Origin of the sequence: Rubellimicrobium mesophilum DSM 19309, assembly GCF_000600335.2 — a bacterium.
Taxonomy (GTDB): domain Bacteria; phylum Pseudomonadota; class Alphaproteobacteria; order Rhodobacterales; family Rhodobacteraceae; genus Rubellimicrobium; species Rubellimicrobium mesophilum.
Window position 1 is genome coordinate 1 of sequence record NZ_KK088607.1, and the last position, 23786, is coordinate 23786.

The window sequence follows — 23786 nt, forward strand, 5'->3', positions numbered from 1 at the left end:
CCCGCCACAACCGGTGCCTCGGCGGGATGCGCCTGCGCCTCGCGGACCGGCGGGCCGACAGGTTCGTCGAAGTCGATCAGCCCGCCGTCCGATCCCTCGACCAGGGGGCCCGCCTCCGTCGCCTCGACGGGGGTAGGGCGTTCGGCCGGCTGCTCGGAAGGGACGCCCGAGACGGCGGCGGCCAGCTCGGCCAGCAGCCGCTCCGCCCCTTCGGGCCGCCCCCCTGCGAGAAGGGCGACGATGTGGTCATGCGCCTCGAGGCTCACCGCGACCAGGGCAGGGTTCGCAAGGCTCGCGCCCGACCGCAGGGCCTCGAAGGCGGATTCGAAGCCGTGTACGAAGCCCGCGAGCTCCGTGAAGCCGAACATCCCGCCCGTGCCCTTGAGGGTGTGGAGGTCGCGGAAGACCTGGTCGATCAGCGCGCGGTCGTCGGGCCGCTCCTGCAGGGCCAGGAGGCCGGCCTCGAGGCTCTCGACGAGGCTCTCGGCCTCGTCCTGGAAGATGGCCAGGGTCTCCTCGTCCATCACGCCCCCACCAGCCGCGACATGACGGTGAGGAGCTTCGCCTGGTCGAAGGGCTTGGTCATCCAGCCGGTCGCCCCGGCCTCGCGGGCGCTGTCCTTGAGGGCGCCCTCGTTCTCGGTGGACAGGAACACGATGGGCACGGCCTTGGCGTCGGGCCGCTTGCGGAACTCCCGGATGAAGGTCAGCCCGTCCATCCGGGGCATGTTCTGGTCGGTCAGGATGGCATCGAACGGACCCGCCGCCACGCGATCCAGCGCGTCCTGCCCATCCCCGGCCTCGGTCACGTCGTAGCCGGCGCCCTTCAGCGTCAGCGCGACCATGCGGCGCACGGAGGGCGAGTCGTCCACGACGAGAACGCGGCGGCTCAAAGGAAGGCCCTCGGGCGCAGGGGGACAGCAGGCGGGGCGTCGGGCATCGGTGCATCTCTCTCGAATCGGGTCTCCCCCCGGTTCTACGCCCGTCGCGTTAAGGCCGACTTAAAGGGCCGGGCGACGGATCCTTGTCGGTCTTCAGCGGATATTAAGGATTGCCCGCTAGCCTGACCTCGAATGATCCGTGCGCGCCGCGCCACCGTTTCGAGGTTCCCGATGACCGAATCCCCCGACCTCTTCCACCTCGGCCCGCCCCTGGACCAGCTCGGCGCCCTGGCCGACTTCCTCCGGGCCGCGCGGGGGGCCGACGTCACCATCCGGACCGAGCTCGACCGTCCGCTCGCCACCCCCGAGGTCCAGCTCCTGCTGGCCGCCATCCGCGACCCCGCCGGCCCGTCGGCCGTCCGCGTCGCGCCCGCCTCCGGGCGGATCGCGTCCGGCCTGCGGCTCCTGGGGCTCGATGGGTGCATCGAGGTCGCGGACTGACATGATCTCCGTCCTGGCCATCGACGATTCCCGCACCATCCGGGAGCTTCTCCGCCGCGCGCTCGAAGGCGCCGGCATGGAGGTGACCACAGCCGACGACGGCGCCCTGGGCGTCCGGGCCTTCCAGGAGGCCCGGTTCGACGCCGTCATCACGGACATCAACATGCCCAACCTCGACGGCTTCGGCGTCATCGAGGCGATTCGCGGCGGCGACGGCAACCGGCGCGTCCCCATCCTGGTGCTGACCACCGAGACCGGGCCGGAGCTGCGGGCCCGCGCCCGCGACGCCGGCGCCACCGGATGGCTCACCAAGCCCTTCGAGGAGGCGGCCCTCGTCCAGACCCTTCGGCGCGTGGCGGGGGCGGCGCTGCGATGACCGACGATCTCAGGGACCTCTTCTTCGCCGAGAGCGAGGACCTCGTGACCGCCATGGGCGACGGCATCGCCGCCATGCTGGAGGGTAGCACCGAGGCCGCGACGGTGAACGCCGTGTTCCGCGCCGTCCACTCCATCAAGGGCGCGGCAGGGGCCTTCGGCCTTTCCGACGTCGTCGCCTTCGCCCACAGCTTCGAGACGGTGCTGGACGCGATCCGGTCCGACCGGCTCCTCCCCGACCCGGATGTCCTGCACCTCCTGCAGCGCGCGGGCGACGTCCTCGCGGACCTCCTCGAGGCCGCGCGCGAGGGCGGCGCCGAGGCGCCCCCGGCCCTTGCCGCCGTGCTCGACGCGCTGGAGGAGATCGTGGGCGACGGCCCGGCCGAGGAGGATCTCGTCTTCGAGCCCGTCGGCCTCGCCTTCCTCGACCTCGGCGCCGATGTGCCGCCCGGCGGCTACGAGATCGCCCTGCGCCCCGGCCGCCAGTTCTACCGCAACGGCCACGAGCCCCTGAGCCTCCTCGCCGCGCTCTCCGACCTGGGCGAGCTGACGGCGACCTGCGACGCCGGGGCCCTGCCCCCGCTCGCCGAGCTCGACCCCGAGGAGGGCTACCTCGCCTGGACCCTGCGGCTCGCGACCTCCGAGGCCGAGGAGAGGGTCCGCGACGTCTTCGCCTTCGTCGAGGACCTCTGCGAGCTGAGCATCCGCCGCCTGGAGGAGGACCCCGCCCCCCCCGAACTCCTCCCCCTGGAGGAGGCCGCGGCCGCGGATCCCCTGCCGGCGCCCGAGCCGACTGTCCCGCCACCGGTCGCCCCGCCCGCCCCGGCCAGCGCCCCTGCCCCCGCCGCGAAGGACGCGCCCAAGCCGACGCTGCGGGTCGACCTCGACCGCGTGGACCGCCTCATCAACTCCGTGGGCGAGCTCATTATCAGCCAGGCCGTCATCGCCCAGAAGATCGCCGAGGCCAGCCTTCCGCCCTCCTCCGGCCTCGGCGCCCAGGTGGAGGACCTGAGCCACCTCGCCCGCGACATCCAGGAGGGGGTGATGCGCATCCGGGCCCAGCCGCTCAAGCCGCTGTTCCAGCGCATGGCGCGGGTCGTGCGCGAGGCCGCCGAGGCCACGGGCAAGCAGGTCGACTTCGTCACCGAGGGCGAGGACACGGAGGTCGACCGCGCGGTGATCGACGGGCTGGCCGACCCGCTCATGCACATGCTGCGCAACGCGGTGGACCACGGGATCGAGATGCCCGACGACCGCCTCGCCAAGGGCAAGCCCGCCATGGGCCAGCTCGTGCTCGCCGCCGGCCACGCCTCGGGCAACGTCCGCATCGTCATCCGCGACGATGGCGCCGGCCTCGACCGCGCGCGCATCAGGGCCACCGCCGTCCGCAAGGGCCTGATCGCCGTGGACGCCAACCTATCCGAGGGCGAGACCGACAACCTCCTCTTCCTGCCCGGCTTCTCGACCGCCGCCTCGGTCACGAACCTGTCGGGGCGCGGCGTCGGCATGGACGTGGCCCGCAGCTCGGTCATGGCCCTGGGCGGCCGCATCGGCATCGCGAGCAGGCCCGGCAAGGGCACCAACTTCACCATCTCCCTCCCCCTGACGCTGGCCGTTCTCGACGGGCTCATCCTGTCGGTCGGGGGACAGCTCATGGTCGTCCCGGCCTCCTCGGTCGTCGAGACGATCCGCCCCCTGCCGCAGGACCTCCTGGAGGTCGGCCGGGGCACGCGGGTCCTGGCCGTCCGGGGCGACCACGTGCCGGTGATGGACCTCGCCGGCCTCCTGCGCCTCGGCCGGCCCGTCGATCCCGCGCGGGCGGTGATCGTGCTGGTCCGCACCGACGAGGACAGGCCGGCGGCCGCCCTCTCCGTCTCGGAGATCGTCGACAAGCGGCAGGTCGTCATCAAGAGCCTCCGGCTCAACGTCGGCTCCGTGCCGGGCGTCTCGGGCGCCACGATCCTCGGCGACGGCAAGGTCGCCCTGATCCTCGACCCCGACTCGCTCCTGACGCTCGCGGCCCGACGCGGAGCCGCCCCTTCCCTCGACAGCTTGGAGGCCCCGCATGATCACGCAGCCTGACGGCCTGGGGCCGGAGCCCGTGGAGTTCGTCTCCTTCGTCTCCGGGGGCCAGGACTACTGCATCCGGGTCGTGAACGTCCGCGAGATCCGCCGCTGGTCGGCGGTCACCACCCTGCCCCACGCGCCCCGGCACTTCCTCGGGGTGATGAACCTCCGGGGGGCGGTGATCCCGGTCATCGACCTCGCGCTCCGGCTGGGCCTGCCGCCGACCGCGCCGAGTGCCCGGCACGTCGTGCTCATCGTCGCGACGGGGGAGCGGGTCGTCGGCATCCTGGTCGACTCCGTCGCCGAGATCCTGGCCGTTCCGGGCCACGCCCTGCGGGACTCCACCGCCCTGCCGGCCGAATCGGCACAGCTCGTCAGCGGGTTGATCGCGCTCGACGGCTCGGCCCTGCGCATCCTCGACATCGACGCCGTGGCGCCCCTCCTCTCGGAGGTCCCCGCGTGACGCTGGCCTCCGAGACCGAGCCTCGACCGTCCAAGGCGCGGGCGGATGCCTCGCGGGCCGATCTCGGCCGCCTGGCGCGGCTCGCGCACGACATGCTCGGGATCGACCTGCAGCCGTTCAAGTCCACGATCGTCCACCACCGCCTGGCCAGCCGCATCCGCGAGCTGGGGCTCGCGGGCCTTGGGGAGTACCTCGACCTGCTCGAGAGTCCCGGCATCGGCGACGAACGCGACCGGTTCATCTCCGCGGTCACGACGAACGTCACCAAGTTCTTCCGCGAGCCGCACCACTTCGACACGCTCGAAAGGGACGTCCTTCCCGCCCTCGTGGCCCGCGCCCGAGCCGGGGGGCGCGTCCGGCTCTGGTCGGCCGGCTGCTCCAGCGGGCAGGAGCCCTACTCGATCGCCGCCTGTCTCCTGGCGCTTTGCCCCGAGGCGCCTCGGCTCGACGTCAAGATCCTCGCCACCGACGTCGACGGCGAGGTCCTCGACCGCGCGAAGCGCGCGAGGTTCCCGGCCGAGGAGGTCCGCCACCTTTCCCTCGCCCGCCGTCACGCGCTCTTCGGCCCGGAGCCGTCGGGCGAGGCGCTGGCGATGCGGGAGGACGTGGCGAGCCTCGTCGCCTTCCATCGGCTCAACCTCGTGGACCGCTGGCCGATGCGGCAGCCCTTCGACGCGATCTTCTGCCGAAACGTGGCGATCTACCTCGACCTCGCGGTGCGAGAGCGGCTCTGGCTCCGCTTCGTCGAGGTCCTCCGCGACGGCGGCACCCTCTTCGCCGGCCACTCCGAACGCGTGCTCGGGCCCGCCCTCGCCCAGCTCGGCCACGCCGGCGTCACCACCTATCGCAAGCGCCCGGGCACAGCCCGGGCCCAGCCATCGGGACACTGAATCATGGCACTCAGAGACACGCTCCGCGTGATGGTCGTGGACGACATGTCGGTCAGCCGGGGCCTGCTGACCCAGGCCCTCGAGGAGATGGGCGTCATGTCCTACCAGACCGAGAACGCCGGGCAGGCCGCCCTCAACAAGATCGTGGCGAATCCGGTCCATCTCGTGCTGGCCGACTACAACATGCCGGGGATGAACGGCCTGCAGCTCCTCGAGGCCGTCCGGGCGAACCGGATGACGCAGAAGGTGGGCTATATCCTCGTGACCGGCACGCCCACCAAGGAGATGATCGACCGAGGCCGGACGCTCGGCCTCAACAACCTGGTCAAGAAGCCCTTCACCACCGGGTCCCTCAAGGCCGCGATCGAGCAGGTGGTCGGCCGGCTATGACCCATCGGGACCACATCGCTCCCCTGGGGCCCCTCCTCGAGGCCGTGGCGTCCGAGGTCGATGCCTCGCGGCAGGCCATCCTCACGGCGGAGCACCACTTCGCCGCCGCCCTCCGGGGAGAGGCCGACCCCGAGAGCCTGACCCGCGACTTCCAGGGCATCGACCTCGCGCTCCAGGTGCTGAACGACCTCCAGGGGTTCCTGGGGCGACTCGCCGCCGGCCTGACGAAGGGCGCCTCCGTCGACGCCGGCCCCGGGCTCCGGAACCTCACGCTGGAACGTCTCGCCGGCGTCCTCGCCGCCGCTGCCGGCGCGCAGGCTCCCGTCGCGACGCCGCAACCCAGCATCGAACTCTTCTGAGGGCCTTTCCCCTCCCATCCCGCCAGGACCAGCATGCCTCCCTCCCGAACCCTCTCCCTGATCCTCCGCCTCCCCCTCGCCATCTTGGGCCTGACGCTCGGGGCCACGGGCCTTCTCGTCGCTCTTGCGCTCGGCCTCGGCCAGAGGGCCGCGTCCGCCGGGGGCAGCCCCCTGCTCCTCGGCCTGACCCTCGGGGCCGCGACCCTGGCCCTGACCGGCCTCCTGGGCTGGTGGCTCGCCCGATCGGTGACGCTCCCCCTTGCCGAGCTGCGCGCTGCCCTCGAGGACGTGGCGCGGCACCGGTTCGACCGGCCCATCGCCGCCTTGGGACGCCCCGACGAGTTCGGGACCCTTGCCGCCATGCTGGCCGACCTTCGCAACTCGCTCCAGGAGCTGGAGTGGGCCAAGGCCGAGCAGCAGGCCAAGCAGGGCGAACAGGAGCAGGTCGTGACCGAGCTGGGCCTGGGCCTGACGCGCCTCGCCGAAGGTGACCTCTGCGTCACCATCGACGGCCCCTTCGCCCCGGCCTACGAGGCGCTCCGCGCCGACTTCAACCGCACCCTGGAGACGCTGAGCGCCATCGTGGCCTCGGTCGTGGCCCGGGCGACCAGCATCCGCGACCGCTCGCTCGGGATCAGCGGCTCCTCCGAGGATCTCTCGCGCCGCACCGACAGCCAGGCCGCCGCCCTGGAGGAGACCACCGCCGCCCTCAGCGAGCTCACGGCCAGCGTCGCCGCCGCCGCCGAGCGGGTCGCCGAGGTGGAGACCGTCGTGGTCGAGGCACGCGGCGACGCCGAGCGGAGCGGATCGGTCATGCGCGAGGCGGTCGCCGCCATGTCCGCGATCAAGCGCTCCTCCGACGAGATCTCGCAGATCATCGGCGTGATCGACGACATCGCCTTCCAGACCAATCTCCTGGCCCTCAACGCCGGGGTCGAGGCCGCGCGCGCGGGCGAGGCCGGGCGCGGCTTCGCCGTCGTGGCCTCCGAGGTCCGCTCCCTCGCCCAGCGCTCCTCCGAGGCCGCGCGCCAGATCAAGTCGCTGATCGAGGACAGCGCCCGCCAGGTGCAGGAGGGCGTCTCGCTCGTCGGTCGCACCGGCACGGCGCTGACCAGCATCGTGGGCGGCGTCTCGGAGATTTCCTCGCTGGTGAGCGAGATCGCCATCGGCGCCAAGGAGCAGTCCACCGGCATCGGCGAGATCAACATCGCCATGACCCAGCTCGACCAGGTGACCCAGCAGAACGCCGCCATGGTCGAGGAGGCGAGCCAGGCCAGCCATGCTCTGAGCCAGGACGCGGCGCAACTCGGCGAGCTGGTGGCCCGCTTCCGGCTTCCGGTCGGCCTCGCAGGCAGCAACGTGGTTCCCCTCAAGAAGCCCGCTCCGAAGCCACCCGAGCCCGCGAACGTCTTGCTCCCCACCCCGCGCCTCGCCACGGCGGACGGAGACTGGGAGGAGTTCTGACCCTTTCCATGGCTCGACCGGCGGACCCGGCGACCACGATGGGCGGGGCGCATGGCTCGGGGACAGGGCCGGGCGGGACATGGCCACGAGGGCCGAGCACCTCGTCCGCCCGGTGTCCTGCTGGCTTAATTCGCGGTCACATGCTCAATCGGTAGGCGCTTCCGGCCATCCGGTCCCGTCCGGGCGGTCCCGCTGCGGTGCAGCGCCTTGCCGCCCTTTCCGGCGCGCGCAACAAGCGCCGCATGGCCGACTCCGCCCTCTCGATCCTCGTCATCGACGAGAACCGCGCCCGCGCCGCGATCATCGAGGCCGGGCTGCGCGAGGCCGGGCACGAGAAGGTGACGCTGGTGCATTCCATGGCCGGCATCGCCCGCCGGATCGAGGAGGCGGCTCCCGAAGTCATCGTCATCGACCTAGAGAACCCCAACCGCGACATGCTCGAGGATATGTTCCAGCTCTCGCGCGCCGTGCGCCGGCCCGTCGCGATGTTCGTGGACCGCTCGGACAGCGACTCCATCGCGGCGGCGGTCGAGGCCGGCGTCTCCGCCTACGTCGTGGACGGTCTCCGGCGCGAGCGTATCAAGCCCATCCTCGACATAGCGGTGAGCCGATTCAACGCCTTCGCCCGCCTCTCGCGCGAGTTGCAGAAGGTCCGCGACGAGCTGGAGGGCCGCAAGGTCGTGGATCGCGCCAAGCGCCTCCTCATGAAGGCCAAAGGGATCGGAGAGGATGAGGCCTATGCCCTCCTCCGTCGCACCGCCATGAACAAGAACCGCAAGATCACCGAGATCGCCCAGAGCCTCGTGACCGCCGCGGACCTGCTGGGGGACGGCGCATGATCCATCGTATCGTCGCGGGCTTCATGCCGCTCCTCGACAGCGCGCTCCTTGTGACGGCCAGCGCAAGGGGCTTCGCCGAGGCCGAAGGCATCGACCTCGTCCTGCTGCGCGAGACCTCCTGGGCCAACATCCGCGACCGCCTCGCGGTGGGGCACGTCCAAGTCGCGCACATGCTCGGCCCCATGCCCATCGCCGGCAACCTGGGCCTGACGCCGCTCGCCGCCCGGACCGTGGTGCCGATGGCGCTGGGCCTGGGCGGCAACGCCGTCGCCGTCTCGAACGCCGTCTGGGCCGGGATGGAAGCCGAGGGCGCCCACCCCGACCTCGCCCCGGCCCCCGCAGGAGAGGCGCTGCGCCGCGTCGTGGCCCGTCGTGCGCGCGAGGGCCTGCCCCCGCCTGCGCTTCGGCGTCGTGCATCCCCATTCGGGCCACAACTACGAACTCCGCTACTGGCTCGTCGCCTGCGGCGTGGCACCGGGCCGCGATCTGGAGATCGTCATCCTGCCTCCGTCGCTCATGCCAGACGCGTTGGGCTCCGGCGCGCTCGACGGCTTCTGCGCCGGAGAACCCTGGAGCACCGCCGCCGTGATGGGAGGTCACGGTCGCATCCTCACCGTCAAGTCCGCGATCTGGCGCCAGAGCCCCGAGAAGGTCCTGGGCGCCGACGCCGCCTGGGCCGAGGCGCAACCAGAGGCGCTGGACGCCCTCCAGCGTGCCCTCAATCGGGCCTCGCTCTGGTGCGCCGACCCGGCCAACAGGGAGGACCTGATTGCGCTTCTCGCGGACCCGGGGCGTCTCGGCTGCCCGGGGGAGTGGCTGCGCCCGGCCGTCTCGGGCCTTCTCCGCATCGGTCCCGGCGCCGAGGCGAAGGTCCCCGACTTCTTCGTCCCCCACGCCTCAGCCGCCACCTTCCCATGGCGAAGCCACGCCCTCTGGTTCTACAGCCAGATGGTCCGCTGGGGGCAGGTCGCCCACGGCCCCGAGGCCGCAAGGACCGCACAGGACACCTACCGCCCCGACCTCTACCGCCGCGCTCTCGGTCCGCTGGGCGCCGCCCTGCCCTCCGCGAACGCCAAGGTGGAAGGCGCGCTCGAACGGGCCACCCCCGTCGGCTCGGCCGGAGCAAGCCTCGTCCTCGGGCCCGACGGCTTCTTCGACGGTCAGCGGTTCGACCCTGATTCGCTCGACGCCTATATCGCCGCGCAGCGGGGTTCAGGGTCTGCCCAAGAGGCGTGACCTGGCTGCGCGTTTCCTGTGCAGTCGCGGAACCGCCTCTTGCCGCAGCGCAGAAAGACACGCGACGCCCAAAATCCGTGCAGTTCATGTACATGAAAAGATGAGCTTTTCAGGATATTTCCCTCTTGGCCGAGCCTCCCGACTGAGCTAGGCCTAGGTCACATCCTCCCACTTCGGCGTCCAACGACGGGCGCCATGGCAAAGCCGCCGGTCCGGAGTCAGGCCCCCCAGCGCCGGGGAGCGCCTCGACCCAAGGCCCGCGGCTTTCTTCTTGTCCGCCCCCTGCAACCGCGAAACCCCTTCGCGAAGGAGACGCCATGTCCCTTGCCGTCCTACGCCATGACTCCGGCCAGCCGACCCGCGCGCTGGTCCTCTCCACCGTCGCCTTCACCACCTGCTTCGCCGTCTGGACGATCTTCTCGATCATCGGCGTCAGGATCAAAGGGGAGCTCGGCCTCACCGAGACCGCCTTCGGCCTCCTGATCGGCCTGCCCGTCCTCTCGGGCTCGCTCGTCCGCCTCGTCCTCGGCATCTGGACCGACCGCTTCGGCGGCCGCCCCGTCTACACCGCGACGATGCTCCTCGCGGCGCTGGCGACGTTCCTGCTGTCCTACGCCCAGACCTACGGCCAGATGCTCCTCGCGGGCCTCGGCGTGGGCCTCGCGGGCGGCTCCTTCGCGGTCGGCGTGGCCTATGTCTCGCGCTTCTACCCGGCTGGAAAGCAGGGCACCGCGCTCGGCATCTTCGGCGTGGGCAACGTCGGCGCCGCCGTCACCAAGTTCGCGGCTCCCTTCGTCCTCCTGGCCTACGGCTGGCAGACGGTCGCGATGGTCTGGGCCGCCGCCCTCGCCCTCATGGCCCTCGTCTTCTGGTTCTCGACCGAGGACGACCCGGTGATCCGCGCCCGGAGCAAAGGCCAGGCCGCGCCCGCCCGCTCCTTCCTCAAGGAGTTCGAGCCCCTCAAGGACGCCCGCGTCTGGCGCTTCGCCCTCTACTACTTCTTCTCCTTCGGGGCCTTCGTGGCGCTGGCGCTCTGGCTGCCCCGCTATCTGGTCGGCGTCTACGGCTTCGATCTCAAGACCGCCGGCCTGGTCGGCGCCGCCTACTCGATCCCGGCCTCCGTGGTCCGCGCCTGGGCCGGCCACCTCTCCGACAAGATCGGCGCCCGTCGCGTTCTCTGCTGGACCTTCACCGTCTCCGCGATCTGCACGCTGATCCTCTCGGCGCCCTCCTCCGGCTCGGCCGCCGATGGCACCGCGCGGGCCGCCCTCCCGACCGCCGCCTTCATCGCCGTGATCTTCGTGCTGGGCTTCGTCATGGCGCTCGGCAAGGCCGCCGTCTTCAAGCACATCCCGGCCTACTACCCGACCAACGTGGGCGCCGTCGGCGGCCTCGTCGGCATGATCGGCGGCCTCGGAGGCTTCCTCCTCCCCCTCGCCTTCGGCGCGCTCAAGGACGCGACCGGCCTCTGGTCGAGCTGCTTTCTCCTCCTCTTCGCCCTGGTCGCCGCCTGCTTCCTCTGGATGACCGCCGCCGTCCGGCGCCTGAACGCCACCCCCGTCCCGGCCGAGTGAAAGGACCCGCCCAATGACCGAACGCCTCGTCATCATCGGCAACGGCATGGCCCCGGCCGGATGCTGGAGCACCTCTTCGAAGCCAGCCCCGGCGCCTACGACGTCATCATCTTCAATGCCGAGCCCCGGGTGAACTACGACCGGATCATGCTCTCCCCGGTCCTCTCGGGCGAGAAGACCTACGAGGACATCGTCATCCACGACGACGCCTGGTATGCCGCCCACGGCATCACCCTCCATCGCGGCCATCGCGTGACGCAGATCGACCGCGCCGCCAGGACCGTGACCTCCGACCAGGGCGTCACGGCCTCCTACGACCGTCTCGTCATCGCCACCGGCTCCAACCCCTTCATGCTCCCGGTGCCGGGCCGCGACCTCCCCGGCGTCCTCGCCTACCGCGACCTTGACGACGTGTCGAAGATGCTCGACGCCGCCGAGAAGGGCGGCCGCGCCGTGGTCATCGGCGGGGGCCTCCTCGGCCTGGAGGCGGCGGCGGGCCTCAAGCAGCGCGGCCTAGAGGTCACCGTCCTCCACGTCATGCCCACGCTGATGGAGCGCCAACTCGACCCCGCCGCCGGCTACCTCCTCGAAAAGGAGCTGAAGCGCCGCGGCATCCACGTCATCACGATGGCCAACACCAAGGCCATTATCGGCACGGACCGCGTGAAGGTCGTCGAACTCGCCGACGGCACCCTCATCCCCGCCAGCCTCGTCGTCATGGCCGTCGGCATCCGCCCCAACGTCCAGATCGCCAAGGACGCGGGCCTCGACGTCGCGCGCGGCATCGTCACCACCGACGGGATGCAGACCTCCGACCCCGCGATCTACAGCTTGGGCGAATGCGCCGAGGTCGCGGGCCAGGTCTACGGCCTCGTCGCCCCCCTCTACGAGCAGGCCCGCGTCCTCGCCGCGCACCTCGCGGGCGACACCGCGCCGAGGTTCGTCCACCAGGACACGCCCACCAAGCTCAAGGTGACGGGCATAGACCTCTACAGCTTGGGCGACTTCGCCGAAGGCGACGACCGCGAGGAGATCGTCCTGCGCGACGCGAGCGCGGGCGTCTACAAGCGCCTCGTCCTCAAGGACAACAAGATCATCGGCACCGTCCTCTACGGCGAGACGGCCGACGGCGCGTGGTTCAACGACCTCAAGAAGAAGGCGACCGACGTGTCCGAGATGCGGGACACGCTGATCTTCGGGCAGGCCTTCCAGGGGGGCACCCAAGCGGACCCTCTGGCGGCCGTTGCGGCCCTCTCGGATGACGCCGAGATCTGCGGCTGCAACGGCGTCTGCAAGGGCAGGATCACGGGCGCCATCCGGTCGAAAGGCCTGACCGACCTCGACGGCGTCCGCGCCCACACCAAGGCCTCGGCCTCCTGCGGCACCTGCACGGGCCTCGTCGAAAAGCTCCTCAAGCTGGAGCTGGGCGACGCCTTCAACCCCGCCGCCGTGCAGCCGATGTGCCCCCTGTACCACCCACGGCCACGACGAGGTCCGCCGCCTGATCCGCGCGAAGGGCCTCAAGACGATCCCCGCCGTGATGCAGGAGCTGGAGTGGAAGACCTCCTGCGGCTGCGCCAAGTGCCGCCCGGCGCTCAACTACTATCTCGTCTGCGACTGGCCCGACGAATACGCCGACGACTACCAGTCCCGCTTCATCAACGAACGCGTCCACGCCAACATCCAGAAGGACGGCACCTACAGCGTCGTCCCCCGGATGTGGGGCGGCACGACCTCCTCCAAGGAGTTGCGTGCCATCGCCGACGTGGTGGACAAGTTCGACATCCCCGCCGTCAAGGTCACGGGCGGCCAGCGCATCGACATGCTGGGCATCCGCAAGGAGGACCTGCCCGCCGTCTGGGCCGACCTCGGGAAGGCCGGCTTCGTCTCCGGCCAGGCCTACGCCAAGGGCCTCCGCACCGTGAAGACCTGCGTGGGCAACACCTGGTGCCGCTTCGGCACCCAGGACTCCACCGGCCTCGGCATCCGGCTGGAGAAGTTCATGTGGGGCTCCTGGACGCCTGCCAAGCTCAAGCTCGCCGTCTCCGGCTGCCCCCGCAACTGCGCCGAGGCGACCTGCAAGGACATCGGCATCGTCTGCGTGGACTCCGGCTACGAGATTCACTTCGCGGGCGCCGCCGGCCTCGACATCAGGGGCACCGAGGTCTTGGGCCACGCCGCCACCGAGGACGAGGCGCTCGAGATCGTCGTCGCCCTCACCCAGATGTATCGCGAGCAGGCCCGCTACCTCGAACGCATCTACAAATGGGCCAAGCGCATCGGCACGCCCGAGATCCGGCGCCAGATCATCGAGGACCTTCCGCGCCGGAAGGCCTACTTCGACCGCTTCGTCGCCTCCCAAAGGTTCGCTCAGGTGGACCCCTGGTCCGAGCGCGTCTCGGGCAAGGACAAGCACGAATTCAAGCCCATGGCGGTCGTGGGCTATCAGGAGGCTGCGGAATGAGCACGTTCGGCTGGATCGATATCGGCGCCCTCGACGACCTTCCCCCGCGCGGCTCGCGCTGCGTCCAGACGCCCACCGGCAAGATCGGCGTCTTCCGCACCGCCGACGACCGCATCTTCGCGATCCGGAACGAATGCCCCCACGGCGGTGGCCCCCTGACCGAGGGCATCGTCCACGGCCACTCCGTGACCTGCCCGCTCCACAGCTGGGTGATCTCGCTGGAGACCGGCGAGGCCCAGGGCGCCGACGACGGCGCGGTCGAGACGATCCCCATCAGGATCGAGGGCGCCCGCATCCTGATGCTGCGCGCCGCCGTCGCGGGCAAGGCGGCGGCATGACGGGGGAGGTCCGCACCACCTGCCCCTACTGCGGCGTGGGCTGCGGCGTCCTCGCCCGCGTCGAGGGCGGCCGCGTCCACGTCCGGGGCGACCCGGACCACCCCTCGAACTTCGGCCGCCTCTGCTCCAAGGGCTCGGCGCTGGGCGAGACCATGGCGCTCGACGGCCGCGTCCTCCATCCGGAAATCAAGGGCCAACGTGCCACCTGGGACGCCGCCCTCGACCTCGTGGCCCAGCGCTTCAGCGAGGCCGTCGCGCAGCACGGCCCCGACTCCGTCGGCTTCTACGTCTCCGGCCAGCTCCTGACCGAGGACTACTACGTCGCCAACAAGCTCCTGAAGGGCTTCGTCGGCACCGCCAACATCGACACCAACTCGCGCCTTTGCATGGCGTCGTCCGTCGCGGGCCACAAGCGCGCCTTCGGCGAGGACATCGTCCCCGGCACCTACGAGGACCTTGAGGCCGCCGACCTCGTCGTCCTCGTCGGCTCCAACCTCGCCTGGTGCCACCCGGTCCTGCACCAGCGCCTCCTCGCCGCGCGACAGCAGCGCGGCACCCGGATCGTCGTCATCGACCCCCGCCGCACCGCCACCGCCGAGGACGCCGACCTCCACCTCGCCATTCGTCCCGGCAGCGACGTCCTCCTCTTCAACGGGCTCCTCGCGCACCTCGCGGCCACGGGCGCCACCGACCCGGATCACATCGCCGCACACACCACCGGCTTCGACGCCACCCTCGCGCTCGCCCAGGCCGACGCCCCCGACCGCACCAGGGTCGCCAGGGGCTGCGACATTCCCCCCGCCGACCTCGACCGCTTCTACGAATGGTTCGCGCGGACCCCCCGCACCGTCACCGTCTACAGCCAGGGCGTGAACCAGTCCGCCCACGGCACCGACAAGGTCAACGCGATCCTCAACGTCCACCTCGCCACTGGCCGCATCGGGCGCGAGGGCGCCGGCCCCTTCTCCGTCACCGGCCAGCCCAACGCCATGGGCGGGCGCGAGGTCGGCGGCCTCGCCAACCAGCTCGCCGCCCACATGGGCTTCACCGCGCCCGAGCTCGACCGGGTGTCCCGCTTCTGGAACGCCCCCCACCTCGCCCGCGCCCCCGGCCTCAAGGCCGTGGACCTCTTCGAGGCCGCCCGCACCGGGAGCCTCAAGGCCCTCTGGATCATGGGCACCAACCCCGCCGTCTCCATGCCCGACGCCGGAAAGGTCCGCGAGGCGCTCCAGAAGCTCCCGTTCGTCGTCGTCTCCGACGTCACCCGCACCGACACCACGCGCCACGCCCATGTCCTCCTCCCCGCCGCCGCCTGGGGCGAGAAGGACGGCACCGTCACCAACTCCGAACGCCGCATCTCCCGGAGCCGCGCCTTCCTCCCCGTCCCCGGCGAGGCCCGCCCCGACTGGCAGATCGTCACCGACCTCGCCCGCCGCATGGGTTTTTCAGCGGCCTTCCCCTATCGGACCCGCGCTGAGATCTTCCGCGAGCACGCTGCCCTCACCGCCTTCGAGAACACCGGCGACCGCCTCCTCGACCTCGGCGCCCTCGCCGACCTTCCCGACGACGCCTACGAGGCGCTGTCCCCGATCCAATGGCCCGCGAAGCGCGGCACCGAGCCCGGTGGCCGCCTCCTCGCCATCCGCTTCCCCACCCCCGACGGCCGCGCGAACCTCGTCCCCGTCCGCCACGAAGGCCCCGCCCTCCCCGTGAGCCGCGACCACCCCATCGCCCTCACCACCGGCCGCCTCCGCGACCAGTGGCACACCATGACGCGCACCGGCCTCGCGCCCCGCCTCTCGGCCCACGCCCCTGAGCCCGTCCTCGACCTCGCCCGCCGCGAGGCGCAGGCCCTGAACCTTCACGACAACGACCTCGTCCAGATCGAGAGCCCCCTGGGCCTTGCCCTCGCCAAGCTCCGCGTCTCGGATTCCCTCCGCCCCGGAGAGGCCTTCCTGCCGATGCACTGGAGCGGCCTCTTCGCCGCCCGCGCCAGCACCGGTCCCCTCTCCAACCCCGCCACCGATGCCCTTTCCGGCCAGCCCGAGCTCAAGCACGTCCCCGTCCGCGTGACCAAGGCCCCCACCCGCTGGACTGGCCTCCTGCTGACCCGGCGCGACATCCGCCCCACCGGCCTCCTCCACTGGAGCCGCGCCCGCGTCCCCGGCGGCTGGGCCTACGAACTTACCGGCGCCGAGCCCCCCAGGGAAGGCACCCTACTCGCCCGCGCGCTCCTCCCCGCCTCGGCCCGCGACACCCTCATCGACTACGCCGACAAGCGCGCCGAGACCTGGCGCGCCGCCTCCCTGGCCCCCGACGGCAGCCTCGCCGAGGCGCTTCTCGTCGCCCCTCCCGGCCAGCTCCCCGACCGAAGCTGGCTCCTCTCCCTCCTCGCCTCCAGCGCCCCCCTCACCCCCCTGGACCGCCGCGCCCTCCTCTCCGGTCGAGCGCCGACGCCGCAACCCGACAAGGGCCGCATCCTCTGCGCCTGCATGGGGTCGGCGTAAACGAGATCGCGAGCGCCGCCCGCAGTGGCGCCACTACAGTCGAGGTCATCGGCCAGCTCACGAAGGCCGGCACCAACTGCGGCTCCTGTCGCTCCGAGATCCGGGAGCTGATCCAGGCTCAGCGCATTCACGCCGCCGAGTGAGGCGGGCGCAGCTTTGACGTCATCCGAGCCAGTCGGAGCCGCCCCGGATCACCCGTAGGGCGGGCTTCAGCCCGCCACTCCAACTCAGGCCGCCGCGACGCTCGCCACCCTCGCCTGGCGGGCTGAAGCCCGCCCTACGCTCTCCAGAGACAGCAAAGCCCGGCCCCGATTCGGGGCCGGGCCTCCTATATCTTGTGCGCCAGCTTGGAGAGTTAACGGCCGTTAACGAACAAACTCTTGCAGATCAGCGGCTTCCCCGACCCCCACGCAACGCCCGTCGCTGTAGGACTCCGTTAACCGCCCCCTGCGATCCTTCTCCTCACCGGCGCCGAATCGCGCCCCCACCCCAGTCCAGCCCCGAGGAGGAGGCACCACCATGTCCGAACGCCCTGCCGTCCCCTCAGAGGTAGCGGTTCACCAGGTTCTCCAGCCGCTCCTGCCGCCCGGAACGCGGCTGCGGCTCGATGCCCTCGCTCTCCACACGGGCGGCGAGCGTCGCGAGGTCGGACCCCAGCAGGTCCTGCGCCTTGTCCCACCCCGCATACCGCTCGCTCCGCGCCGCCTCGAGCTTGCCGTCCTCCAGCATCCGCGCCGCCGCCTTGAGTCCCGCCGCGCAGACGTCCATCCCGCCGACATGGGCCAGGATCAGGTCCTCCGGGTCCAGGCTCTGCCGCCGGACCTTGGAGTCGAAGTTGGTGCCCCCGGTGGTGAAGCCGCCCGCCTTCAGGACCTCGTAATAGGCCAGCGCCGTCTCGGGCACGCTGTTGGGGAACTGGTCCGTGTCCCAGCCCGACTGGTAGTCGTTCCGGTTCATGTCGATCGAGCCCAGCAGCCCCAGAGACCCCGCCAGCGCCAGCTCGTGCTCGAAGCTGTGCCCGGCCAAGATCGCGTGCCCCTGCTCGATGTTGAGCTTGACCTGACCTTCCAGCCCGAAGTCCTTCAGGAACCCGTAGATGGTCCCGACGTCGTAGTCGTACTGGTGCTTGGACGGCTCCTGCGGCTTCGGCTCGATCAGGATGGTCCCGTCGAAGCCGATCTTCTTCGCATAATCGACCACCATGGTCAGGAAGCGCCCGGCCTGCTGGCGCTCCTTCTTCAGGTCGGTGTTGAGCAGCGTCTCATACCCCTCGCGCCCGCCCCAGAGGACGTAGTTCTGCCCCCCCCAGCTTCTTGGTCGCGTCGAGGCAGCTCTTCACCGTCGCGGCGGCGTAGAGGAACACGTCCGGGTCCGGGTTGGTCGCCGCGCCGCTCATCCAACGGCGGTGCGTGAACATGTTCGCAGTGCCCCAGAGGCAGCCGACGCCCGAGCCCTCCATCTTCTGGCCGATGTAATCGACGATCTCCTCCAGCCGCGCGCGGCTCTCGGCGAAGGTCTTGCCCTCGGGACGGATGTCGAGGTCGTGCCACGCGAAGAACGGCGCCTGCAGGATGCGGAACATCTCGAAGGCCTCGTCGGCCTTGAGCTTGGCGTGGTCCATGTCGTTGCCGAACCAGGGCCGCTCGAAGGTCTGCCCGCCGAAGGGGTCGCCCCCGGGCCAGGCGAAGCTGTGCCACCACGCGACCGAGAAGCGCAGGTGGTCCTTCATGGTCTTGCCGAGGATCACCTCCTCCGGGTTGTAGTGCCGGAAGGCGAAGTCGTTGTCCGACTCCGGCCCCTCGTAGCGGATCTCGGGAATCCCGTCGAAGTAGCTGCGGCTGTCTCTCATGGCATCCTCGTTCGTTCAGGCGCGGCCCTTCAGGGCGGCGTAGGCGTCTCGGTAACGGGCATGGGCCTCGGCGAAGGCCGGGGCGAGATTCATGTCGGGCTCGATGCTGCGGGCGATCTGTGGCGCGGTGGCGACCTCGGCCCCGGCGCCGGTCGCGGCCATCATCCCGAGCCGCGCCGCTCCGAAGGCCCCGCCATAGTCGCCCGCCGCCGGGATCTGGATCGGCATCCCGAGCGAGGTCGCGATGGCCTTGACCCAGTAATCCGACCGCGAGCCCCCGCCCACGGCGATCAGCCGCTCGATCCGTGTCCCCGTGCCGATCAGCGCATCGAAGCTGTCGCGGAAGGCGTGCGTCACCCCCTCCAGCACCGCGCGGGTCATCGAGGCCCGGTCAGTCGCATGATCGAGATGCAGGAACGAGCCCCGCACGGCCGCATCGTTGTGCGGCGTCCGCTCGCCGCCCAGGTAGGGCAGGAACAGCGTCCGCCCCGGCGCCTGCAGCTCGCCCAGCTCGGCGGTCAGTTGCGCGGGCTTCCGCTCCACGACACGCCCGAACCAGTTCAGCGCGTCGGTCGCGGCGAGGATCACGCCCATCTGGTGCCAGGTCTTGGGCAGCGCATGGCAGAAGGTATGCACCGCGCTCGCCGCGTCCGGCTGGTAGGCGTCCGAGGCCGCGAAGAGCACGCCCGACGTGCCAAGCGAGACGAACGCCTCCCCCGCCTTCACGACGCCCACGCCCACGGCGGACGCGGCATTGTCGCCGCCGCCCCCGGCCACGACGACCCCCTTGGGCAGGTGCCACTGCCCCGCGAGGTCGTCCCGCAGCACCCCCGAGACCTCCGACCCCTCGACGAGGCGCGGCATGTTCTCGCGCGTCAGGTGCGTCGCGGCGAGGAGCCCGTCGTCCCAGTCCCGCCTGCCGGTGTCGAGCCACGAGGTCCCCGCCGCGTCCGACATCTCGGCCACGGCATCCCCGGTCAGCCAGAGCCGCAGGTAGTCCTTGGGCAGCAGCACCAGCGCCGTCCTCGCGAAGACCTCCGGCTCGTTGTTCCGCACCCAGGCGAGCTTCGGCGCCGTGAAGCCCGGGAACACGATGTTCCCCGTCACCTCGCGGAACCGCGGATCGGCGTCGAGCTCCGCCGCCTCCCGATGGCTCCGCGTGTCGTTCCACAGGATGCACGGCCGCAGCACATGGTGCCCCGCGTCGAGCAGCGTCGCCCCGTGCATGTGCCCGGACAGCCCGATCCCGCGCACGCCGGACAGGTCCGCCTGCGAGCCCAGCTCCCGCATCACGCGGTCGGCGGCGCGCAGCCAGCTCCCCGGGTCCTGCTCGCTCCACCCGTCATGGGGGCGCGAAACGTCGAGAGGCGCGGTCGCCTCCGCCCGGATCGCCTGCCCGCCGTCGATCAGCACCCCCTTGAGCCCCGAGGTGCCCAGGTCCAAGCCGATGAACATTTCTTAACTCCTTCCGGCCGCTCAGGCCGCCTCGCGCCGAGGATTCTTGCCCAGGATGATCATGGACAGGATGTCGTCCTCGGTCACGTCCTCGACCCGCTCGCTTCCCACGAGCTTGCCGTTCTTCATCACGCTGACGCGGTCGCACAGGTCCATCATCTCGCGCGTGTCGTGCGAGATCAGGAAGATGCCCAGCCCCTGCGCCTTCAGCTCCTTGATGAGGTCCGCGACCATCGCCGTCTCGTGGACGCCCAGCGCCGCCGTGGGCTCGTCCATGATGAGGATGCGGGCGTTGAAGTAGACCGCCCGCGCGATGGCGACCGACTGCCGCTGCCCGCCGGACAGGGCGCTGACCGGCTCCTTGAGCTTGCGGAAGTTGGGGTTGAGCCGCGCCATGATCTTGCGCGTCTCGGCCTCCATGGCGTCGTCGTCCACGAGGCCGAAGCGGTTCACCAGCTCCCGCCCCAGGAACAGGTTCGAGGCGGCGTCGAGGTTGTCGGCGAGCGCGAGCGTCTGGTAGATCGTCTCGATGTTGTAGCGCCGCGCGTCGGCGGGGCTGCGGATGTCGGCCTTCTGCCCGTTGATGAGGATGTCCCCCGAGTCCGCCTGGTAGGCGCCCGACAGGATCTTGATGAGCGTGCTCTTCCCCGCGCCGTTGTGGCCCAGGAGGCCCACGACCTCGCCGGGATGGAGGTCGATGCTCACCCCGTCCACGGCCCGCACGCCCCGAAGGAGATGCGGATGTCGCGCATCTCCACCAGCGGGGTGCCGCGCGCGCCGGTCTGTTCCATGGTGCTCATGTCAGGTCCTCCTCAGCGGACGCCCAGGCGCTTGCGGTAGATGCCGTCGATCCAGACGGCGACAACGAGCACGAGGCCCACGACGATGTTCTGGAGCGGCGTGTCCACGCCGACCATGCCCATGCCGGACTGGATCGCCTGCACGATGAAGGCCCCGAGGATCGCGCCGTAGATCGTGCCGACCCCGCCCGCCAGCGCCGTGCCCCCGATCACCGCCGCCGCGATCACCCGAAGCTCGTCTTGGAAGCCGATGTCGTTGGTGTGGTTCTGGAGACGCGCCTGCGCCACCACGGCCGACAGACCCGCCATGAAGCCCATCAGCGCGAAGACCTTGACCGTCAGCCAGCGCGTGTCGATCCCCGACAGCAGCGCCGCGTCCGGGTTACCGCCGGTGGCGAAGATGTAGCGGCCGAACCGCGTCTTGCGCGCGATCACGGTCATCACGATGGCGACCACGATCAGGATCAGCACCGAGATCGGCAGCCCGTAGCCGGCCGTGTAGCCCTCGGGCATGGTCTCGCCGCGCGCCTCGAAGATGCGCTTCAGCTTGTTCTCGGGCACGAGGTAGGCGTTCAGAACGGCGATGAAGCCCAGGATCGCGCCGACGATCACCACGGTCAGCACCACCTCGGCCCAGGCGGGCTTCACCGGAAAGCCGTGGCGCGCCTTGTTCCGCCGTCCGTTCCAGATGGCGAGCACGGCGGCCGCCGCGGCCACGACGGCCACGATCCACGACCAGGTCGGCCCCAGCGTCCCCTCCGCGCCCCCGAAGATCAGCAGCGTTCGGTCGAGCGGCCCGAGCGTCTGGCCGCTGGTCAGATACCAGGCGACGTTGCGCCAGACGAGGAGCCCGCCCAGCGTCACGATGAAGCTCGGGATGTTCTGGTAGCCCGCCAGCCAGCCGTTCAGCGCCCCGATCAGCGTGCCCACCAGCAGCGCCCCCAGGATCGCGATCGGCGCGATCAGCGGGTTCCCGAGCTCCAGGCCCAGGTCCTGCGTCAGCCACCTCACCTGCAGGACGCCCGCGACGGCCGAGGCGAAGGCCAGGATGGACCCCACGGACAGGTCGATGTGGCGCGTGACGATCACGAAGACCATGCCCGTCGCCATGATGGCGACCGAGACGGTCTGGATCGTGATGTTGAAGACGTTCCGGGGCGACAGGAACAGCCCTCCCGTCGCGATGTTGAAAGCCAGGCTGATCAGGATCAACGCCCCGATCATGCCGAGAAGCCTCATGTCCAGCTCGAAGGCCGAGAGGAAGCCCCCTCCTCGGGGCCAGCCCGGCGCCCGCCGCGTCGCTCATCTACCGTTCTCCCCCAGGTCCCGCCACGGCGAGGACGTTCGGGTCATCGGAAAGGAACGCGGCGCGTCGCCCCGGGGCCGCGCGCCGCGCGTGGTCAGGTCACTGGTCGCAGGGCGCCGGGCCGGCGGTCACGCCCTGGCAGAGCTCCTCCTTGGAGATCCAGCCCGCGTCCACCACGACGTTGAGGTTGTCCTTGGTGATCGGGACCGGCGCCAGGAAGATGGCGTTCACGGTGTTCCCGCCGGGGGTCTGGAACTGCTGCACGCCCTCGATCTGGGTCGGGTCGGTGCCGCCGGCGAGCTGGACCGCCACCTCGGCCGACCGCTTGCCGAGCTCGCGCGCGTCCTTCCAGACGGACACGGTCTGCGTGCCGGCGGCGATGCGGTTCAGCGCGGCCTTGTCGCCGTCCTGGCCCGAGACCGGGATGCCTTCCATGCCCTGCGCCGTCAGCGCCGCCACGACGCCGCCCGCGGTGCCATCGTTCGAGGCGACCACCGCGTCGACCTCGTTGTTGGCCTCGGTCAGGATCTGCTCCATGTTCCGCTGCGCGTTCGCGGGGAGCCACTGGTCGGTGTAGGCTTCGCCGACGATGGTGATCTTGCCGGCGTCGATCGCCTCCTGCAGGACCTCCTGCTGGCCGCCGCGCAGGAAGTCCGCGTTCGGGTCGGTGGGCGAGCCCTTGATCATCACGTAATTCCCCTCGGGCGCCTGCTCGAGGATGGCGCGGGCCTGCATCCGGCCCACCTCGACGTTGTCGAAGGTGATGTAGAAGGCGCGCGGGTCCTCGATGAGGCGGTCGTAGGCGATCACGGGGATGCCCGCGTCGGCGGCTTCCTGCACGCCCGGGATCACGGCCTGCGTGTCCTGCGCGATGATGAGCAGCGCGTCGACACCCTGCGAGACCAGCGACTCGATGTCCGAGAGCTGCTTCTGCGGCGAGGACTGGGCGTCGGTCGAGACGTATTCGGCGCCGGCGGCCTCGAGCGCTGCTTTGATGGCGGCCTCGTCGGTCTTCCAGCGCTCCTCCTGGAAGTTGGACCAGCTCACGCCCACGGTGATCTGGTCGTCCTGCGCGAAGGCGGCGGACCCTGCCACGGCGACCATGGCGGTCGCCAGCAGAACGGATCTCTTCATGAAGTTCTCTCCCTTGTGTCGGCCAGCCCCGGCGGCACGGTCGATTCGCCTCGACCGCCCCGGTGGCGTGCGAGGAGGAGCATGGCACATTATATTCGGTCGTCAAAGGAAGATTTTGGGACAGGCAAGCTGACATTCGCAAATCCTGCTATTCTCAGGGCTCAAACCGTGTCAATCTGGCCCTTGCGGCCTTCGCAGGTGCAGAAATAGTTTGGCCCCTGAACGATGAACGAAACACTTGAGCCCGTCGCCGAGGACGACCGCGAGGTGCCCCAAGGGGTGGGTCCGGTGGCTCTCGCTCCCGTCCGCAGCCAGACCCCGCTGCGGCGGCAGATCTTCGACCACGTGCGCGCCCAGGGCCGCGCGGCACGGGCCGACGTGGCGCGGGCGCTCGGGATCAGCGCGGCCTCGGTCACGGCGCTGACCGCCGACCTGATCGGCCTGGGCCTCCTGCGCGAGGTGGAGGGCGCCTCGCTCGACGGCCGCGAGGCCGGGCGGGGACGCCCGCCCGTGGCCCTGGAGATCGTGCCCGAGGGACGCCATGTCATCGGCGTCAAGCTCGGCGACGAGAGGCATACCGCCATCCTCTCGGATTTCGGCGGCCGGATGCTGGCCGAGGCCGCCCGGCCCGCCGCCCCCGGCCGCCGCCCGACCGAGGAGCTCCTGGACGAGGTCGAGGCCCTCGTGGCCGACCTGCGCGCCCGCGCCCCGGGCCGCGAGGTGCAGGCCATCGGCATCGGCCTTCCCGGCCTCGTGGACCACGGGCGCGGATCGGTGGCCTGGTCGCCGCTCCTCGAAGGCACCGACCTGCCGTTCCGCGAGGCCTGCGAGGCGCGGCTCGGCGCCCCGGTCCAGATCGACAACGACTCGAACCTCCTGACCCTGGCCGAGCTCT

General features: G+C 70.9%; 20 protein-coding genes and 4 pseudogenes. 17 read left to right on the forward strand and 7 right to left on the reverse strand.

Annotated features, from left to right (window positions below; all coding sequences use genetic code 11):
- Both RUMESO_RS19405 and RUMESO_RS19410 read right to left on the reverse strand, forming a co-directional pair.
- The coding region (locus tag RUMESO_RS19405; RefSeq protein ID WP_037282648.1) for an Hpt domain-containing protein at window positions 1-524 on the reverse strand (524 nt) is incomplete at its 3' end.
- Window positions 524-892: a response regulator gene (locus RUMESO_RS19410; protein ID WP_037282650.1), complete on the reverse strand. Its 369-nt coding sequence runs from the start codon at window positions 890-892 to the stop codon at window positions 524-526. The genes RUMESO_RS19410 and RUMESO_RS19405, both read right to left, overlap by 1 nt.
- Before the next feature lie 219 nt (window positions 893-1111).
- Between RUMESO_RS19410 and RUMESO_RS19415 the strand changes: the two genes are divergently transcribed.
- The 16 genes and pseudogenes from RUMESO_RS19415 (at window position 1112) to RUMESO_RS28235 (ending at window position 16490) form a co-directional block, all read left to right on the forward strand.
- A complete protein-coding gene (locus RUMESO_RS19415; RefSeq protein WP_156363033.1) occupies window positions 1112-1381 on the forward strand; it encodes a hypothetical protein in 270 nt (89 codons plus the stop codon).
- A gap of 1 nt (window position 1382) precedes the next feature.
- Entirely contained in the window at window positions 1383-1757 is a 375-nt protein-coding gene (locus tag RUMESO_RS19420) for a response regulator (RefSeq protein ID WP_037282655.1), read from the forward strand.
- On the forward strand, window positions 1754-3838 hold the full coding sequence (locus RUMESO_RS19425; RefSeq protein WP_037282659.1) for a chemotaxis protein CheA: 2085 nt from the start codon (window positions 1754-1756) through the stop codon (window positions 3836-3838). The genes RUMESO_RS19420 and RUMESO_RS19425 overlap by 4 nt, the downstream gene beginning before the upstream one ends.
- The gene (locus tag RUMESO_RS19430; protein ID WP_037282662.1) at window positions 3822-4286 is read left to right on the forward strand and encodes a chemotaxis protein CheW; all 465 of its coding nucleotides are present in this window, start codon (window positions 3822-3824) and stop codon (window positions 4284-4286) included. The genes RUMESO_RS19425 and RUMESO_RS19430 overlap by 17 nt, the downstream gene beginning before the upstream one ends.
- Complete coding sequence (locus RUMESO_RS19435; RefSeq protein ID WP_037282666.1) at window positions 4283-5176, forward strand: CheR family methyltransferase; 894 nt, start codon at window positions 4283-4285, stop codon at window positions 5174-5176. Before RUMESO_RS19430 ends, RUMESO_RS19435 begins: the two co-directional genes overlap by 4 nt.
- A gap of 3 nt (window positions 5177-5179) precedes the next feature.
- Window positions 5180-5566, forward strand: a complete 387-nt coding sequence (locus RUMESO_RS19440; protein ID WP_037282669.1) for a response regulator — start codon at window positions 5180-5182, stop codon at window positions 5564-5566.
- The gene (locus RUMESO_RS19445) at window positions 5563-5925 is read left to right on the forward strand and encodes a hypothetical protein (RefSeq protein ID WP_037282672.1); all 363 of its coding nucleotides are present in this window, start codon (window positions 5563-5565) and stop codon (window positions 5923-5925) included. The genes RUMESO_RS19440 and RUMESO_RS19445 overlap by 4 nt, the downstream gene beginning before the upstream one ends.
- A 33-nt stretch (window positions 5926-5958) precedes the next feature.
- Entirely contained in the window at window positions 5959-7389 is a 1431-nt protein-coding gene (locus RUMESO_RS19450; RefSeq protein ID WP_051521509.1) for a methyl-accepting chemotaxis protein, read from the forward strand.
- Window positions 7390-7631: 242 nt separating this feature from the next.
- Window positions 7632-8228, forward strand: coding sequence for an ANTAR domain-containing response regulator (locus tag RUMESO_RS19455; RefSeq protein ID WP_037282675.1), 597 nt, complete (start codon window positions 7632-7634; stop codon window positions 8226-8228).
- Between the two features lie 23 nt (window positions 8229-8251).
- Window positions 8252-8542, forward strand: a pseudogene (locus RUMESO_RS28665) (ABC transporter substrate-binding protein); the annotation flags it as partial.
- 58 nt (window positions 8543-8600) lie between these two features.
- A complete protein-coding gene (locus RUMESO_RS26680; RefSeq protein WP_217621327.1) occupies window positions 8601-9464 on the forward strand; it encodes an ABC transporter substrate-binding protein in 864 nt (287 codons plus the stop codon).
- A gap of 317 nt (window positions 9465-9781) precedes the next feature.
- Complete coding sequence (locus tag RUMESO_RS19465) at window positions 9782-11038, forward strand: MFS transporter (RefSeq protein WP_037282678.1); 1257 nt, start codon at window positions 9782-9784, stop codon at window positions 11036-11038.
- Between the two features lie 13 nt (window positions 11039-11051).
- A pseudogene (gene nirB / locus RUMESO_RS19470) lies at window positions 11052-13502 on the forward strand (nitrite reductase large subunit NirB).
- Window positions 13499-13840 (forward strand): nitrite reductase small subunit NirD, encoded by a 342-nt coding sequence (gene nirD, locus RUMESO_RS19475; RefSeq protein WP_037282681.1) that lies wholly within the window; start codon window positions 13499-13501, stop codon window positions 13838-13840. The pseudogene nirB and the gene nirD overlap by 4 nt, the downstream one beginning before the upstream one ends.
- Window positions 13837-16347 (forward strand): molybdopterin oxidoreductase family protein, encoded by a 2511-nt coding sequence (locus RUMESO_RS19480; RefSeq protein ID WP_342670806.1) that lies wholly within the window; start codon window positions 13837-13839, stop codon window positions 16345-16347. The genes nirD and RUMESO_RS19480 overlap by 4 nt, the downstream gene beginning before the upstream one ends.
- 47 nt (window positions 16348-16394) lie before the next feature.
- On the forward strand, window positions 16395-16490 hold the full coding sequence (locus tag RUMESO_RS28235; RefSeq protein ID WP_425414932.1) for a (2Fe-2S)-binding protein: 96 nt from the start codon (window positions 16395-16397) through the stop codon (window positions 16488-16490).
- Window positions 16491-16890: 400 nt separating this feature from the next.
- On the opposite strand, the pseudogene xylA reads toward RUMESO_RS28235, so the two are convergent.
- The 5 genes and pseudogenes from xylA to xylF all read right to left on the reverse strand — a co-directional run bounded on the left by xylA (window position 16891) and on the right by xylF (window position 22891).
- A pseudogene (gene xylA / locus RUMESO_RS19485) lies at window positions 16891-18196 on the reverse strand (xylose isomerase).
- A 15-nt stretch (window positions 18197-18211) separates the two neighbouring features.
- The gene (xylB, locus tag RUMESO_RS19490) at window positions 18212-19651 is read right to left on the reverse strand and encodes a xylulokinase (RefSeq protein ID WP_037282684.1); all 1440 of its coding nucleotides are present in this window, start codon (window positions 19649-19651) and stop codon (window positions 18212-18214) included.
- A 21-nt stretch (window positions 19652-19672) separates the two neighbouring features.
- Window positions 19673-20442, reverse strand: a pseudogene (locus tag RUMESO_RS19495) (ATP-binding cassette domain-containing protein).
- A gap of 21 nt (window positions 20443-20463) precedes the next feature.
- Window positions 20464-21690 carry a sugar ABC transporter permease gene (locus RUMESO_RS19500; RefSeq protein ID WP_082484329.1) on the reverse strand — a complete coding sequence of 409 codons (1227 nt, stop codon included), beginning with the start codon at window positions 21688-21690 and terminating at the stop codon, window positions 20464-20466.
- A 166-nt stretch (window positions 21691-21856) separates the two neighbouring features.
- Complete coding sequence (gene xylF, locus RUMESO_RS19505) at window positions 21857-22891, reverse strand: D-xylose ABC transporter substrate-binding protein (protein WP_037282686.1); 1035 nt, start codon at window positions 22889-22891, stop codon at window positions 21857-21859.
- A gap of 225 nt (window positions 22892-23116) precedes the next feature.
- Between xylF and RUMESO_RS19510 the strand changes: the two genes are divergently transcribed.
- Window positions 23117-23786: ROK family protein (locus tag RUMESO_RS19510; RefSeq protein WP_156363034.1), on the forward strand; the 670-nt coding region annotated here is incomplete at its 3' end.